The 15,562-nt window shown below is 66.7% G+C and carries 12 protein-coding genes and 1 pseudogene; 7 read left to right on the forward strand and 6 right to left on the reverse strand.

The window, feature by feature from the left end; genetic code table 11:
• Window positions 1-13: 13 nt before the first annotated feature.
• Window positions 14-1,501 carry a glycerol kinase gene (gene glpK / locus EXR94_02275; protein MSR01558.1) on the forward strand — a complete coding sequence of 496 codons (1,488 nt, stop codon included), beginning with the start codon at window positions 14-16 and terminating at the stop codon, window positions 1,499-1,501.
• Here the strand turns inward: glpK and EXR94_02280 are convergent.
• Together EXR94_02280 and EXR94_02285 are read right to left on the reverse strand one after the other, a co-directional pair.
• Window positions 1,446-2,078 carry a hypothetical protein gene (locus EXR94_02280; protein MSR01559.1) on the reverse strand — a complete coding sequence of 211 codons (633 nt, stop codon included), beginning with the start codon at window positions 2,076-2,078 and terminating at the stop codon, window positions 1,446-1,448. The two genes, glpK and EXR94_02280, sit on opposite strands and share 56 nt — an antisense overlap.
• Before the next feature lie 68 nt (window positions 2,079-2,146).
• Entirely contained in the window at window positions 2,147-3,082 is a 936-nt protein-coding gene (locus EXR94_02285) for an alpha/beta fold hydrolase (protein MSR01560.1), read from the reverse strand.
• 72 nt (window positions 3,083-3,154) lie between these two features.
• Between EXR94_02285 and EXR94_02290 the strand changes: the two genes are divergently transcribed.
• The 3 genes from EXR94_02290 to EXR94_02300 are packed head-to-tail and all read left to right on the forward strand — an operon-like array spanning window position 3,155 to window position 6,425.
• Window positions 3,155-3,949 carry an ATP-binding cassette domain-containing protein gene (locus EXR94_02290; protein ID MSR01561.1) on the forward strand — a complete coding sequence of 265 codons (795 nt, stop codon included), beginning with the start codon at window positions 3,155-3,157 and terminating at the stop codon, window positions 3,947-3,949.
• Window positions 3,950-3,953: 4 nt separating this feature from the next.
• A complete protein-coding gene (locus tag EXR94_02295) occupies window positions 3,954-5,651 on the forward strand; it encodes a CocE/NonD family hydrolase (GenBank protein ID MSR01562.1) in 1,698 nt (565 codons plus the stop codon).
• 6 nt (window positions 5,652-5,657) lie between these two features.
• Window positions 5,658-6,425 carry an SDR family oxidoreductase gene (locus EXR94_02300; protein MSR01563.1) on the forward strand — a complete coding sequence of 256 codons (768 nt, stop codon included), beginning with the start codon at window positions 5,658-5,660 and terminating at the stop codon, window positions 6,423-6,425.
• Window positions 6,426-6,622: 197 nt separating this feature from the next.
• Here the strand turns inward: EXR94_02300 and EXR94_02305 are convergent, their stop codons facing one another.
• The 4 genes and pseudogenes from EXR94_02305 to EXR94_02320 form a co-directional block, all read right to left on the reverse strand.
• Entirely contained in the window at window positions 6,623-8,170 is a 1,548-nt protein-coding gene (locus EXR94_02305; GenBank protein MSR01564.1) for a tannase/feruloyl esterase family alpha/beta hydrolase, read from the reverse strand.
• Between the two features lie 32 nt (window positions 8,171-8,202).
• Window positions 8,203-9,681, reverse strand: coding sequence for an amino acid permease (locus tag EXR94_02310; protein ID MSR01565.1), 1,479 nt, complete (start codon window positions 9,679-9,681; stop codon window positions 8,203-8,205).
• A gap of 102 nt (window positions 9,682-9,783) precedes the next feature.
• Window positions 9,784-10,541 (reverse strand): annotated as a pseudogene (locus EXR94_02315) (CocE/NonD family hydrolase).
• Between the two features lie 77 nt (window positions 10,542-10,618).
• The gene (locus tag EXR94_02320; GenBank protein ID MSR01566.1) at window positions 10,619-10,810 is read right to left on the reverse strand and encodes a hypothetical protein; all 192 of its coding nucleotides are present in this window, start codon (window positions 10,808-10,810) and stop codon (window positions 10,619-10,621) included.
• A gap of 77 nt (window positions 10,811-10,887) precedes the next feature.
• Between EXR94_02320 and EXR94_02325 the strand changes: the two genes are divergently transcribed.
• From EXR94_02325 to EXR94_02335, 3 genes are all read left to right on the forward strand, one after another.
• Entirely contained in the window at window positions 10,888-12,615 is a 1,728-nt protein-coding gene (locus EXR94_02325; GenBank protein MSR01567.1) for an amidohydrolase, read from the forward strand.
• 157 nt (window positions 12,616-12,772) lie between these two features.
• Window positions 12,773-13,612 (forward strand): Gfo/Idh/MocA family oxidoreductase, encoded by an 840-nt coding sequence (locus EXR94_02330; GenBank protein MSR01568.1) that lies wholly within the window; start codon window positions 12,773-12,775, stop codon window positions 13,610-13,612.
• A gap of 15 nt (window positions 13,613-13,627) precedes the next feature.
• On the forward strand, window positions 13,628-15,511 hold the full coding sequence (locus EXR94_02335; protein MSR01569.1) for an ATP-binding cassette domain-containing protein: 1,884 nt from the start codon (window positions 13,628-13,630) through the stop codon (window positions 15,509-15,511).
• The last annotated feature ends 51 nt before the right edge of the window (window positions 15,512-15,562 follow it).

A 15,562-nucleotide genomic window follows, 5' to 3' on the forward strand; every position in this document is an offset into this window, starting at 1 on the left:
GGGACCACCCTCGATGAAATACGTGCTCGCCCTCGACCAGGGCACCACCAGCTCGCGGGCCATCATCTTCGACCACCACGGCGCCATCGTGGCCGACGCCCAGCGGGAGTTCCGCCAGATTTTTCCGACGCCAGGCTGGGTCGAACATGACGCCACCGAGATCTGGGCCACCCAGTCCGCGGTGGCCGGGGACGCCCTCGCGAAAGCGGGAATCAAGAGCGCCGACATCGCGGCGGTGGGCATCACCAACCAGCGGGAGACGACCGTGGTGTGGGACCGGGCCACCGGCCGGCCGATCTCCAACGCCATCGTCTGGCAGGACCGCCGGACGGCTGGCGCGTGCGACCGGCTCCGGAAGGCTGGCAAAGCCGCGATGATCCGCCGGAAGACGGGACTCGTACTGGACGCCTACTTCTCCGCCACCAAACTCCAGTGGATTCTCGCCAACGTACCGGGGGCCAAGGCCCGGGCCCGCGCCGGCGAGCTGGCGTTCGGCACCATCGACTCCTGGCTGGTCTGGAACTTGACGAGCGGCCGGGCCCATGTCACCGACGTGAGCAATGCCTCGCGCACCATGCTCTGCAATCTCAAGACCTGCGACTGGGACGACGAACTGCTCACCCTGTTCGGGATTCCGCGGGCCATTCTACCCGAGATCCGCGGCTCGAGCGAAGTCTACGGAGAAACCACCCTGTGGGGTGGCGTGATGCCGATCGCCGGCATCGCGGGCGACCAGCAGGCGGCTCTCTTCGGCCAGGTGTGCCGCCAACCGGGCATGGTGAAGAACACCTACGGCACCGGCTGCTTCATGCTGATGAACACCGGCACCAAGCCGATCACATCCCGGAACAATCTCCTCACCACAGTGGCTTGGCGGGTCGGGAACCGAACCGAGTACGCCCTCGAAGGCAGCATCTTCATCGCGGGCGCCGTGGTCCAGTGGCTCCGCGACGGATTGGGCTTGATCAAGACCTCCTCTGAAGTCGAGACCCTCGCGGCCCAGGTCGAGGATAACGGCGGGGTCTACTTCGTTCCCGCTTTTGCGGGGCTCGGCGCACCGCATTGGGACCAGTATGCCCGCGGATTGGTGGCGGGGCTGACCCGGGGCACCACGGCGGCGCACCTCGCCCGGGCCGCACTCGAGGGCATCGCCTACCAAGTCCACGACGTACTGCACGCCATGCAGTCCGACTCGGGCATCAAGCTCCGGGAACTCCGGGTCGACGGCGGTGCCTCCGCCGACAATCTCCTGATGCAGTTCCAGGCGGATCTGCTGGGTGTACCGGTGGTGCGGCCGCGGGTGTCGGAAACCACCGCGCTCGGCGCCGCTTACCTCGCCGGGCTGGCCGTGGGCTACTGGAAGGACACCACCGAGATCGCCGCGCAGTGGCAGGCGGACCGGCGGTTCACCCCGGCGATGAAACCGGCCAAGCGAAAGGCGCTGCTCAGAGGATGGGGAAAGGCACTCGCGCGGGCCCGCCGGTGGGAAGATCCGACGTGAGGATGCGTCGGCACTTCGCGGGACTCGGTGCCCTGTGCCTCTTGCTTGGCACGGCGCCTTTGGCGGCCCAGGAGCAATCCGACATTTTCCTCGGCCGGGTCACCGATTCACTGGGCACGACCGTGGTGGCGGCAATGCCGAGCGCGAGCGAGCTCGCCGTCATCAGCGCGAAGCCGGGCCGTTTGAGTAGCCCGCGAACTCCGTACCGAACATCCTGGAACAACCCGTCGAAGAGAAATGACAGTTTCATGCCTTGGCCTCTGTTTTTCTCGATCCGGTGCAGGGTCGCCCGGATTCTGGTGCGATCGCCGAAGCGCCGCTGGGCCTCGAGCTTGGCCGCCTCGGCCGAGAGCCCGCGTTCTTGGAGCTCAGCGGCCCGCATGTCGACGTGGAAGGCAAGCTCGTCATCGACGTCACGGTGGAAGCGAGTGGTGGGATACCGCCAGTAGCGCTGCCACCCGGCGTCCTCTTCGATCCACCACATCACGCCGTAGCCGTGAGTGGCCCGCGACGCGAGTGCCTCCATGATCAACAAATGAACGGTGCCCTTGAGCATCGGAACCGAATCACCCGCCATGGCCTCTCCCTCTGAAGTACTAGGGGAAGCCATGACCCTTCCCCTAGTAGTGCAAGGGGTCGGCCAGCTTAGCGACTCGTGCCGTCAACCGACCGGAGGAAATCCCGCACCGCCCCGAGCAGGAACTCGGGGTTGTCGTTCTGGGACAGATGCCCGCTCCCGGGGATCACCTTGAACAGAGCACCCGGGATCAGTTTCGAAAACCGTTCGGTCGACGCGGGCGTCGCTTCGTCGAACTCACCGGCCAGGAAGAACGCCGGGGCCGTGATGCCCTTGAGCCACTCGGTGCCGTCGAAGTGCTTGAGGGTGCCGGTCGCCGTGAACTCGCTCGGCCCCCACATATAGGAATAGACGAGGTCGCCGTGGCTACTGGTGTCGGCCCCCGGAATATCGAGAGGCTTCCGGTAAAGGAACTGCCGGTAGTATGCGAGCACGGCCGCCTGGTAGGCCGGCGAATCGGTGGTGTGATTGGTTTCGTGGGTCGCGATGGCCTGTTGCGTCGAATCCGGAAGCGTCTTGATCAGCGAATCGGCGTCCTGTTCCCACTGGGCCGTCGTGACGAGCGGGCTCAGGAAGGTCACGCTCTTGACCCCCGTTGGATTCGTGCCCATGTAGGCCTGGAGTAGCATCGCGCCCCAGGACTGCCCCAGGAGGTGGACTTCCGTGAGGCCAAGGGAATCACGAAGCGCTTGAAGCTCCTGGACCGCGCGATCGACCGTGAAGAGCGTCGTGTCGGTGGGATGATCCGCCTTGCCGGCGCCGAGTTGGTCGTACCGGATCACCGGCCGTTCGTCCCCCAAGGCCCCGAACGGCTTATCGCCGTAGCTCCCCGAGCCGGGACCGCCGTGGATCACGACCAGGGGAATGCCGGGACCGTTGCCCATCCGAGCATAGTAGATCTTGCCGCCCGGAACGGACACGAAGCCCTCGATGGGCGGCAGGGGTTTCGTGCAGCTCGATGCCAGACCGAACAGCGCGAACGTCAGGACGTACCGGTGAATCATCAGGGCTCCAGCGCGAGGTTCCGCAAAGGTAGCGAGTTGCGTAACCACCTGGGCCTGACGTAGCCTATGAGCATGCCTGACGCCGTTCCGCCCGCGGTCATTACCGTCTCCCACCTCGGGAAGCGATACGGCGCCACGGTGGCGGTAGACGACGTGTCACTGACGGTGCTCCAGGGCGAAATCTTCGGACTGATCGGTCCGAACGGCGCCGGCAAAACCACCACGATGGAATGCGTCCACGGCCTCCGGAAACCGGACCGCGGCACCATCTCCGTACTGGGCCTCGATCCGGGGCGCGATGCGACGGCGCTTCGGCAACGAGAGTCTTCCGATGGGAGTATATCGATGGCCGACGCGCGTGACTACCTGAACCGCCAATTCGACACGGCCTGGCAGTTGACGAGCTTCCACCTCGACGGCCTGACGACCGAGGAATGCCTCTGGCGCCCTGCCCGCGAGGGCTTACACGTCCACCGCGATTCCGACGGAACCTGGCGCGCCGATTGGCCCGATCGCGAAACCTATGACCTCGGCCCGCCCAGCATCGGATGGATAACCTGGCACCTCGGTTTCTGGTGGTCCATGGCGCTTGACCATTCGTTCGGCCCCGGGACTCTCACCCGCGAAGATGTCCACTGGCCCGGCACGGCCGAAGGCGTCCGCGAGTGGGTGGCCGGACTGGAGAAGCAGTGGCGGGCGCGCCTCTTTGAGATGACCGACGACGACCTCCGATCGACGCGGCGGACCCGATGGCCGTTCCAGGATCGTCCGTTCGGCGACGTCGTTGCCTGGGCCAACGTTGAACTCACCAAGAACGCCGCTGAGATCGGCTACGCACGCTTCCTCTTTGCCGTTTGCGGCCGGTAATTCAATGCTCTCGCTCGCCTTCGGATTCGTGGCCCTGACGGCCACGGCCCACCTCGCGCCGCCCGATTCGATCACGATCCAATTCGACGCCCGGATCCCGATGCGGGATGGTGTCACCCTCGCTGCCGACATTTACCGCCCCGCGAACCCGGGCCGCTACCCCGTCGTCCTGATGCGAACGCCGTACAACAAGAACGGCGACGCCATCCTGAAAGAGGCCCGGGCCTTTGCGGGGCGAGGCTACGTCTACGTCGCGGTCGACGTCCGGGGCCGGGGTGACTCCGACGGAGACTGGCGGCCCTACTTCTTCGAGGGAGACGACGGGTACGACGCGATCGAGTGGTGCGCCTCGCAGAGCTGGTCCACCGGAAAGATCGGCACCATCGGCCGCTCCTACGTCGGCTACAACCAGTGGGTGGCCGCGGTCCGGAAACCGCCCCACTTGGCGGCCATCATCGCGCTGGCGCCGATGGCCGACCCGTTCGAAGACGTCTGGATCACCGGCCCGGGCGGCGTGCCGACGCCGACGATGATTTCCTGGTACCACCTCACGGCCCGGAACGTCATGCAGAACATGGACGCCGTTGACTGGGACCGCCTCAACTGGCACCTCCCGCTCCTCACCATGGACGAGGCGGCGGGCCGGGGGCCGAACCCCCGATGGCGCGACATGATCACCCACTCCACCCGTGACGCCTGGTGGGATCCGCTCCGCTACCAGAACCAATTCGACAAGGTCGACGTGCCCGCGCTGCACATTACCGGCTGGTACGACGACACCCAACGCGCCACTCCGATGAACTATGTCGGGATGCGAACCCGCGGCGCCACGCCCGAAACCCGCGACCGGCAGAAACTCGTGATCGGTCCCTGGCCCCACGCCATCAACTCGACCCGGAAGCTCGGCCGCCTCGACTTCGGACCGACCGCGGTGATCGACCTCTTTCAGCTCCAAGTCGACTGGTTCGATCGCTGGCTCAAAGGCAAGGCGCCCGCCAAGCCCGACCCGCGGGTGCACCTGTTCTCGATGCAAACCAACCGCTGGTTCACCGCCGACGACTGGCCGATCCCCGGCACCGTCTTCACCAAGCACTATCTCCGGGCCACCGGCCGGCTCACGACCACCGCACCGGGCGATGATCCGCCCGATCGCTACCGGTATGATCCCGCCAACCCGACACCTTTCCTGACCGAACCATCGTTCGCCCAACTGGGCGGTCCGGACGACTACGCCAAGGCGGCGCTCCGGAAGGACCTGCTCAACTACACGACGGCCCGGTTCACGAAGCCGGCCCTGCTCTGCGGCCCGATCTCCGCCCGGATCTTCGCGGCCTCGTCGGCCGTTGACACTGATTTCATGGTCAAGCTGCTCGACGTCTGGCCTAACGGATATGTCCAACGGCTCAACGACGGGATGGTGCGGGCCCGGTTCCGGAATGGGTGGGAGCGTCCCGAACTGCTCGAGCCGGGCAAGGTCTACCAGTACGACATCGACGTCTGGAGCACCTGCCAGACCGTGCTCCCGGGGCACCGGCTCCGGGTTGAAGTCGCCTCGGCCGCGTTCCCGAAGTTCGACCGGAACCCGAACACCGGCGAGGCAATCGGGATGTCGGCCCGGATCCAAGCGGCCGACCAGACGATCTATCACGACCGGGAGCGCCCCTCGTACGTAATCCTTCCGTTCGTACCACCCCAGCGATAGGAGGAGATGGCGAGCATGGCAGGCTCCGGAGCACTTGCGGGAAGAGTCGCCCTGATCACGGGGGCCGCCCAGGGCATGGGCCGGGCGGTGGCCGAGCGCTTGGCGGCCGAAGGAGCGACCCTGGTCCTGGCCGATCTTCGAGCGGACGGGCTCACGGCAGTAGAGACATCACTCCGGAAGCGGGGCCTTACGGCGCGGTCCACGGCACTCGACATCGCCGATCCAACACAGGTGGCCGCGCTGGTGGCCGGCATCTTGGCGGACCTGGGCCGGATCGACATCCTCGTCAACGCGGCGGGCATCCTCCATCCCACCCGATTCGACGCCATGGACGTCGCCGAGTGGGACCGAGTCCTCAACGTGAACCTCCGGGGCACGTTCCTGGTGATGCACGCCGTCTATCCCCACATGAAGGCTCGGGCCCGAGGCAGTATCGTCAACTTTTCCTCGACGGCTGGGCTCACGGTCAGCACGCTCGGCGGCGCCCACTACACCGCGTCCAAACATGCGGTCATCGGCCTCACCAAGGCGGTCGCGGCGGAGGGCGGGCCCTTCGGCGTCCGGGTCAACGCGGTCTGCCCGGGCTTGATCGACACGGAGATGGTCCGGACCACGATCGCGCCGGACGACATCCGGCGATATGAGGCCGGGTTCCCGATCCACCGGCTCGGCAAGCCGGAGGAGGTGGCGGAACTGGTGCTGTTCCTTTGCTCGGACCGTTCCGCCTACATCACCGGCACCGCGATGAACATCAGCGGCGGCGACCTGCTGTAGCGATGACGGTTGGCCGGTCGTTTTCTCCCACTGCTTGACAGCCACTCGTTCCGACCGACGTTTCGGTCATCCCACACCGAGGCTCGCCATGACGAACCGGTTTCCAACCCTTGCCGCCGCTGCTCTGGCCGCCGCGGCCAATCCAATGGCGGCCCGTCGAGACATGGTCATCGGATAGCTCCTCGTTTGCTCGTGGTCTAGCGTGACGCCCGGCAGGCGAAGTTCGCCTCGTCATCCGAACTGCCCTTCCCCTTGAACACCGCAACCTCGGGATAGGGACAGAGCGGTCGAGTCCGGGTCGGCTGGCGATCAGCGCCGATCTTCGACGCCACCACCCGGACCGGCGGCGCCCCCCGCTCCACCCAGTCGGCGATGGCCGTTGGCCAATTGGCGCGATCGGGGCCGGAACCGCCGGCACAGTGCAACACGCCCGGCATCATGAACAGCCGGACGGCGGCCGCGGCGGCCGCGTTTCGCGCCGTGGCCTTCTGGTAGTACCGGATCGAGGCCAGGGCGTTCAACGCCGGATCGGACCAGCCGTGCCAGATGATCAGCTTGCCGCCCCGGGCGGTGAATTTGTCGAGATCAACATTGTCGGCGTTCAGGTACGTGGCCGCCTTCGCCACGTCGGCCCGGACCTTCGAGAGATCGTAGCGACCGTAGTTCCAGGTGCTGTCGTTGAAGACGAGGTACTTGAAGAACTCGCTCCCGAACGCCCATTGGACGCTCGGCGCCCTGGCCGACCCGGAGACCGGCATCAGTTGACCGGCGCCGGTGATCCAGGCCGGCCAGCCGCCACCGGCGCCCTCATCGCCGAAGGGCTGGCCCGGGTAGATGAGGCCGTCCTGGTCGGCGATCGGGCGGTAGATCATTTCCACGGCGGCTCGCTGAGCCTTCGTGAGGCAGTCGTCACCAGCCTTGTCCTCGGGGCACGACGGAATGACGGCGAGCTTGAAGTCGCAGGCCCGGGGATCGTCGAGCACGCCGTCGCCGACGCCGTCCCTTATGTCGCACGCCGCGAGGACCCGGGTCTCGATCATTTTCATCGCCGCGGGGGACACCAGGGGCGGAGTGAGCTTCGCGGGATCGGGGTACATCGCCTTCATGTTCTTGAGGAAGGAGGTCACGATCTCGGTAAAGTTGTACGATGGGGCGCCCGCGATGATCCCGTCGAAATCCTCGGGATACCGCTGGGCCTCCATCATCGCCTGACGGCCGCCGTTGGAGCACCCCATGAAGTACGACTTGACGGGTGCCCGCCCGTAGTAGGCCTGGATCAGCGCCTTGGCCGTCTCCGCCGTGCGATGGACGGCCAGGTGGCCGTAGTTGATCCGCCGCTCGTCGTTGCCGAGGGCCCAGCCGGCCTGGATCGGGCTGCCTTCGTGACCGGTATCGGTGCCGGCGGTGGCATAGCCGTTGTCGACCTCGGTTGCGGCTTGGTTGTCCACCGCGCCGACGAACCCTCCGCCGCCGCCCATGAGGAACCGTCCGTTCCAGCCGGTCGGGAGGAGGGCGACGAACTTGATCTCCTTCCCGATCACGCCGCTCACCCGGCAATGCGGCGCGCGGGACGAACCCTTGGCGGCGGGCGGTGCGATGGCGACGGCGTCGACGATGCGGACGTCCACCAGGGTCGCGGTCTTGAGGGATTCGCAACTCACGGCCGGCGCCGACGAGGGCTGCGACCACGCCGGCACGGCGCCGAGAACCAACAGGGAGACGGCCAACGGGAGTCGGGTGCGCATAAGGATTTTTGGGAAGTTGGTCAAGGTGAAATCTACGGCCGGGCGCGGCGCCGAAGCAGGTACACCGGAACGCCGAGCGCGACGATCGCAAAACCGGGCCAGGTGGTGGCGTTCCGGTAGATGAACAGCATGACCAGCAGCACGGCGGCCGCCCCGATGTAGAGTGCCGGCACCAGCGGATACCCGAATGCCTTGTACGGCCTCGGTACCTCCGGCCGGGTCCGGCGGAGGCGGAACAACCCGAGCAGCGTCAGGATATAAAAGAGGAGCGCGGCCGAGACCACGTAGTCCAGCAGGTTGCTGTAGAGGTTGCCATACGCCTGGGTCGCCGGGCTGTAGGTCCGCGGCAGCACGAGGAAGCAGGCCCAGGCGCCCTGCAGCACCAGCGCCCACGCAGGCACCTGCGCCCGGTTGAGCCGGCCGGCGGCCGCGAAGAACACGCCGTCCTTCGCCATGGCATAGGTGGCGCGGGCTCCCGAGAGGATCAGCCCGTTGGCACAACCGAACGTCGAGACGATGATCCCGAGCGCCATGATCAGGGCCCCGCGCCCCGGCAAGACCGATTCGAGGGTCGCGGTGGCCACCCGGTCGGACGGCGCCTGCTGGATCTGATCAAACGGGAGGGTGACCAGGTAAGCCACGTTGGCCAGTAGATAGAGCACGATCACCAACCCCGCCCCGGCCGCCAACGAAAGCGGAATGTTCCGGCGGGGATCCTTCACCTCCCCGGCGGTGAAGGTGATGTTGTTCCAGGAATCGGCCGCGAAGAGCGACCCCACCTGCGCCACGCAGATCGTCACGAAGAGCCCAAATCCGGTGGCGGGCGTGAGGCCCGCCGCCACCGGCACCTGGCCGCGCGTGGTCCAGAGGTCACCGAAGTTCCCGTTCACGGCGAACTGGTTCCAGCCGAAGGCGATTCCCAGCACCACCAGGGCCGCCAGCGCTACCGTCTTGGCCGAAGTGAAGACGTTCTGGATCAGCCGGCCGAGCTTGAGCCCCCTGGTATTGGCCCAGGTCAGCACAGCGATCACTATGAGCGCCACTAGCTGGGTGGTCGAGAGCGAGATCGCATAGCCCTCAGTCAGGTGGATCGGCTGGATCAGGTACCGTTCCTCCGAGATCCCGCCGACCCAGACGCCCAAGTACCGGGCAAAGCCCACCGACACGGCGGCGATGGTACCCGCCTGGATCACGAGGAACAGTGTCCAGCCGTAGAGAAAGCCCCAGATCGGGGAGAACGCCTCCCGGAGATAGACGTACTGCCCGCCGGCCTTGGGCATCATCGCGGCGAGTTCGCCGTACGAAAGCGCGGCGGCCAGGGTGAGCGCCGCGGTGATGCCCCACGACACCAGCAAGAGCCCCGGACTCCCGAGCACCCGCGCCATCTCGGCCGAAACCAGGAAAATCCCTGATCCGATCATCGAGCCCATGACCACCATGGTCGAGTCGAAGGCGCCGAGGCCCCGTTCGAATTCGGTTTCGAGGCCGGCGTCCGGGGCGGCGATGCTCATAGAGGCTCGTTTCAAGATCGTTGTCTGGGGTGCCCCCCAACCTACCGGCTCCGACGAGGCACGTCCACCACGGTCATCGCCTGGCTCCTCGCCACGGGGCGGTCACGGGACCACCGGTAGCAGCACGTGGGACGGATAGGCGGCTGAATGGTGGACGACATTTCGGGCCACCACCATCGCGGTATCGCGGGAGTTGTCGCCCCCGGTGTTGAGGTTCCGGTCGAACCGGGGGAAATTACTACTCGACACCTCCACCCGGATCCGATGTCCCGGTCCGAAGTAGTTGCTGGTGGCGTGGACGTTCACCGTGATCGGATACACCTGCCCGGGCGTCATCAGGACCGGTTTGTCCCACCCCTCCCGGTACCGGGCTCGGAGAATTCCCTCCTGCACGTTGTAGGCGGTCCCGTCGGGATACACGTCGATCAACTTGACCGTAAAGTCGGTGTCCTTCGCGGATGACGACACGTAGAGTTTCGCCTCGACCGGGCCGGTGACCTCGATGCCCCGCTCGAGCGGCGGCGTCGAGTACACCAACACGTCGTGACGCATCTGGACGTCCGACTGGTCGAACGAACCGGGCGGCGCGTCGGCTGTGCCGGTGCAACAGAGGGCGCGGCCCGGGGTGGCTCGCGGACCAGCCCGCCGGTCCCGAACCGGCTATTGGCCCGCCCGTCGCTGGTGAGATAGAACTTGGTGAACTGGACCGTGGGAAGGGGCCACGCCGCCTCCGCCCAGAAGCGCCCCGCCGCCGGCCGCGATCCGATGGCCGGCTTCGACGAGTACGTGACCGCCGCCATGAAGCAGTGGAAGGTTCCCGGGCTCGCCATCGCGGCCGTCAGGGGCGACTCGGTCCTCATGCTCAAGGGGTACGGGGTCCGGACCAGCCGCCCAACGAGAATGTCCGGTTCGAGTTGAGTAGCCGGGGCGATCCGGATCACCCCGGGAGACCAGGCTCGGGATCCAGGAACGACGCCAGCGACGCCAGGATTTTCGCGGCGAGCGTTTGATGGGGAAGCCCCGCCTGCGGGGTCACGAGCAAAACCCCGTGCAGCACCTCGTACCGGTTCCCATCGTCCGGAAGGGCGTCCAAATCGCCCACGGTGTACTGGCGCGGGGCGGCAGACATGACCATAATCTGAAGACTCGGCGTTGAGGAGCGCAACTCGGCCCCGAGAACTTCCACCAAGGCAAACCGAGGTTCCGATGAGATCTCATTCCATTAAAGTTCCTCGCCGCGAGTTCCTGCTGGCCGCCGCCGGCGGCGCCGCTTTCCGATGGCCTCGCCTCGCCTGGCCTGCCGCCCGGGCCGATCTCATCCTCTATGACGGCGACGTTCATCTCGTTGACCGGACCTTCCGCCGAGTCGAAGCCATCGCCATCGGCGGAGGCCGAGTCCTCGGCACGGGAACCACCGCTGAGATGCGGCGCCTGGGAGGCCACGGCACCGAATCGGTGAATCTTCGCGGCCGGACCCTCTTGCCCGGCTCAAACGACTCGCACCTCCATGCCTTGTGGTGGGGGTTCAGCCAGCCCCCCTTCAACGTCGACGTGAGCTACCCGGCCGTGAAGTCGATCGCCGACATCGTCGAGGCGGTTCGGAAAGCGGCCGCCGCCCGCCAGCCGGGCGAATGGATCCAGGGACGCGGCTGGGATCAACCGTACTTCGCCGAGGGACGGGCGCCCACTCGGCAGGATCTCGACCAAGCAGCTCCCAACAATCCGGTGGTGCTGACCGAGTTCTCCGGCCACGCCCTCTGGGCCAACTCCAAGGCGCTCGCGGCCGCCGGCATTACCAGGGAAACGGTCCCGCCTCCGGCCGGCGTCATCGTGAAGGACGCGGCGGGGGAGCCAACCGGCGTCTTCTTCGAAGGAGCCGCCGGCTTGGTGCGCCGGGTGATTCCGCCCTACTCTGCCGCCGAGCGGCTCCGAGGATTCGAGAACGCCACCGCCTTGATGGCCTCCAACGGCATTACCAGCTTCACCGAACCCGGGATCGACGGCCAAGTCCTGGAGTTGTACACCGAGATGGCGGCAGCGGGGCGCCTCAAGGCCCGCCTAACGGCGCTCTTGTCGGTCGGGCGCTCCGCCGCGAACCTCACGGCCGCGCTTGGTGCCTTCAAGGCGCCAATTGGGACCGATCCGCGCTGGGTTCGGGTCGCCGGCGTCAAGCTCCACGCCGATGGCATTCCGACCGGCAACAAGACCGCCTGGTTGCATGAGCCCTATCAAGGCGGCGGCAACGGCGTCTTGGTCAGCGGCGAGGGCAGCGACGAGCAGCGGGTGGCCGAGATGGAAGCGATGGTCCGACTAGCTCACGACGCCGGATGGCAGATCGGCACCCATGCCACCGGCGACCGCGCCATCGACACCATCATCGGAGCCTACGACAAGGTGCTCGCCGCGACACCGGATCGCAATCGCCGACACTACCTGATCCACGCCGACATGGTGTTGCCGGCCACGCTTCGCCGGATGGCCGCCCTCGGCGTCGGGGCCAACTTCAACTCGACCATCAAATACCTGATCGCCGATGGGCAAATGGCCAGCATCGGCCCCACCCGGGCGCCGTACGAGTGGCCCTACCGAACCGCCCTCGACGCCGGCGTCCAGGTCGCCACCGGCTCCGACGCCCCCGTAACCGACGGCAACTGGCGCCAAGGCATCGCCACGTGCGTGGTCCGCAAAGGGAAGCAAACTGGAACGGTCTCGGGCCCCGAAGAACGGATCAGCCTCAATCAAGCGATCTGGTCGCACACCGCCGCCGGCGCCTGGCAGGACCACGCCGAGGAATGGAAGGGAACACTCGAGACCGGCAATGCCGCCGACCTCTGTGTCCTCGACGGCGGCCTGTCCCGCGTCGACCCGGACCAAATCGGCTCGATGAAGGTCGACCTCACCGTCGTCGACGGCAAAGTGACCTACCATCGCTAGCCGCCGAGTGCCGAGTCTCCGCTGGGGCATCCTGAGCACCGCCAACATCGGCCGGGCCGCCGTGATTCCCGCGATCCGCGCCTCCTCCAACGGCACCGTCGCGGCCGTGGCCAGCCGCTAGTCTTCGACCGCCCGCGACTTCGCCGCCGCGAACGCCATCCCGGCCCACTACGGTAGCTACGACGCCCTGCTCGCCGACCCGGACATCGACGCCGTCCACATCCCCCTGCCTAACAGCCTCCACCGGGAGTGGACGATCAAGGCGGCCGAGCACGGGAAACAGATCCTGTGCGAAACACCCTTGGCCCTGACGGCGGCCGAATGTCACGACATGGGCGCGGCCGCCGCGGCCAACGGGGTCACCCTGATGGAGGCGTTCATGTACCGCTTCCATCCGCGGATCGGGCGGGTGGAAGCCCTGATTCGGGACGGAGCGGTGGGCTCGCTCAAGTCGATCCGGAGCGCCTTCACGTTCCGGCTCACCAAACCCGGCAACATCCGGCTCGATGCCGCCCTCGGTGGCGGCGCGCTGATGGATGTCGGCTACTATTGTGTCAACGTGAGCCGGACCCTGGCCGGCCGGGAGCCGATCGAGGTCCAAGCCTGGGCCACCTTCGGACCGACCAATGTCGACCTCGAACTGGCCGGCACGCTCCGGTTCGACGGCGGTCTCGTCGCTCAGTTTGACTGCGCCCTGACCATGGAACGGCGGGAGTACGTCGAGGTCGCCGGCACCGACGGATCGATCGAACTCCGGGCGGCGTTTCTCCCGGGCACCGCCGACACCGTCGCGATCGAGCACCGGGGCCGGGAACCGTCGATCGAGCACCGGGTGGCCGGCGACGACGAGTACCGCCTGATGATCGAGCACTTTGCCGATTGCGCCTTGCATCACCGCCCCGTTAGGTATCCCGCGAGCGAAGCCGCCGCCAACCTCCGGGTCATCGAGGCGCTCTACCGGTCGGCCCGCCACGGGGGACACCCGGTAACTCTTTGAATTGAAAGCAGTCTGATGGCATTGATCGGCATGCGCGAGGTCAGTATCGCCTTTGGCGGACCGGCTATCCTGGACCGAATCAGTTTCAGCATCGATCGCGGAGAGCGGGTGGCGCTCCTGGGCCGGAACGGCACCGGCAAGAGCACGCTGATGAAGCTGCTCGACGGGACGATCCAGCCGGATTCCGGAGAGGTGATCCGCCAAACCGGCCTGACCAGCGGGCGCCTGGAGCAGGACATCCCGGCCGGCATGAACGGCTCGGTGTTCGATGTAGCCGCCGGCGGCCTCGGCGAGGCCGGGACCCTGCTGGTCCGCTATCACGACGCCAGTCACCGCCTCGCCACCCACGGCGACGACGCCGCGCTCCGGGAACTCGATCGCCTCCATCACGCCCTCGACCAGGCCGACGCTTGGCAACTCCAAAGCCGGGTCGAAACGGTCCTGTCCCACTTGGGCCTCGACCCCGAGCAACCGTTTGCCACGGCGTCGGGCGGCCGGAAACGCCAGGCCCTGCTGGCCCGCGCCCTGGTCAAGCAACCGGACCTCTTGCTCCTCGACGAACCGACCAACCACTTCGACGTGGAAGCGATCGAGTGGATGGAGGACTACCTCATCAATCGCAGCGCGACCCTCCTCTTCGTCACCCACGACCGGGCCTTTCTCCGCCGGGTGGCCACCCGAATCATCGAGCTCGACCGGGGCCGGCTTCGTGACTGGGGTGCCGACTACGACACCTACCTCGAGCGGAAAGACGCTACGCTGGCCAACGAGGAGCGCGAATGGGCGCTGTTCGACAAGAAGTTGGCCAAGGAAGAGGTCTGGATCCGGCAAGGCATCCAGGCCCGCCGGACGCGCAACGAAGGACGGGTCCGGGCCCTGATCGATCTCCGGCGCGAACGCGGCGACCGGCGGGACCGGATTGGGTCGGTCTCCATGCAAGTCGACGAAGCCGAACGGTCCGGTAAGCTGGTCGTTCAAACCAAAGCCGCGTCCGTCTCGCTCGGCGGGCGCCCGTTGGTCAAAGACTTGACCACCACCATTGCCCGGGGCGACCGAATCGGGATCATTGGGCCGAACGGGTCCGGCAAAACCACCCTGCTCCGGCTCCTATTGGGCCAACTCGCTCCCGATACCGGCACCATCCGCCACGGTACCAACCTCGAGATCGTCTATTTCGACCAACTCCGCGAAGAGCTCGACCCGGAACGATCGGTATTCGACAGCATCGCCGGCGGCGCGGACCACATCGAGATCGGAGGTAGCCGGCTGCATGTGCTCGGGTATCTCAAGAACTTTCTGTTTCCACCGGACCGGGCCCGAACCCCGGTCAAGGCGCTGTCCGGTGGAGAGCGGAATCGGCTCCTGCTGGCCCGCTTGTTCACGAAATCCATGAACGTGCTGGCCCTCGACGAACCGACCAACGACCTCGACATCGAAACCCTCGATCTGCTCGAAGAGGTCCTCTCGGGTTTCTCCGGAACGTTGCTCCTGGTCAGTCATGACCGGGCCTTCATCGACAACGTCGTCACCAGCACGCTCGTGATGGAGGGCAACGGGGTGGTCGGCGAGTTCGTGGGCGGTTACTCCGACTGGGTTCGCCAGAAGACCGCTCGCACCGAAGCCAAGGCGGCCCCGCAGAAACGGGACACCCCGCCACCACCGAAGCCGGCCGAGAAGAAACGCAAGTTGAGTTTCAAGGAATCCCGTGAACTCGAAGAGCTTCCGGCCCGGATCGACGGCCTCGAGCAGGAGCGGCAAGGGCTCTACACCTCCCTCGCCGACCTCGCCTTCCTCAAGAACGGCGCCGCCACCGCGGCCGCCAAGGCCCGCCTGGCGGCGGTCGATCGCGAACTGGCCGAGTCGACTGTCCGATGGGAACGCCTGGCGGCACTCGCGTAGGGCAGCCGGCCGGGGTGTAGTCGGGCAACGCCCGCGGGGGGGCGGAAGAGG

The organism is Gemmatimonadota bacterium (assembly GCA_009692115.1).
Lineage (GTDB): Bacteria > Gemmatimonadota > Gemmatimonadetes > Gemmatimonadales > GWC2-71-9 > SHZU01.

Excerpts from the sequence above, each read along its gene's own strand:
- glpK (MSR01558.1), top strand. The coding sequence starts at position 14 with ATGAAATACGTGCTCGCCCTCGACCAGGGCACCACCAGCTCGCGGGCC.
- EXR94_02280 (MSR01559.1), bottom strand. The coding sequence starts at position 2,078 with ATGGCGGGTGATTCGGTTCCGATGCTCAAGGGCACCGTTCATTTGTTG.
- EXR94_02285 (MSR01560.1), bottom strand. The coding sequence starts at position 3,082 with ATGATTCACCGGTACGTCCTGACGTTCGCGCTGTTCGGTCTGGCATCG.
- EXR94_02290 (MSR01561.1), top strand. The coding sequence starts at position 3,155 with ATGCCTGACGCCGTTCCGCCCGCGGTCATTACCGTCTCCCACCTCGGG.
- EXR94_02295 (MSR01562.1), top strand. The coding sequence starts at position 3,954 with ATGCTCTCGCTCGCCTTCGGATTCGTGGCCCTGACGGCCACGGCCCAC.
- EXR94_02300 (MSR01563.1), top strand. The coding sequence starts at position 5,658 with ATGGCGAGCATGGCAGGCTCCGGAGCACTTGCGGGAAGAGTCGCCCTG.
- EXR94_02305 (MSR01564.1), bottom strand. The coding sequence starts at position 8,170 with ATGCGCACCCGACTCCCGTTGGCCGTCTCCCTGTTGGTTCTCGGCGCC.
- EXR94_02310 (MSR01565.1), bottom strand. The coding sequence starts at position 9,681 with ATGAGCATCGCCGCCCCGGACGCCGGCCTCGAAACCGAATTCGAACGG.
- EXR94_02320 (MSR01566.1), bottom strand. The coding sequence starts at position 10,810 with ATGTCTGCCGCCCCGCGCCAGTACACCGTGGGCGATTTGGACGCCCTT.
- EXR94_02325 (MSR01567.1), top strand. The coding sequence starts at position 10,888 with ATGAGATCTCATTCCATTAAAGTTCCTCGCCGCGAGTTCCTGCTGGCC.
- EXR94_02335 (MSR01569.1), top strand. The coding sequence starts at position 13,628 with ATGGCATTGATCGGCATGCGCGAGGTCAGTATCGCCTTTGGCGGACCG.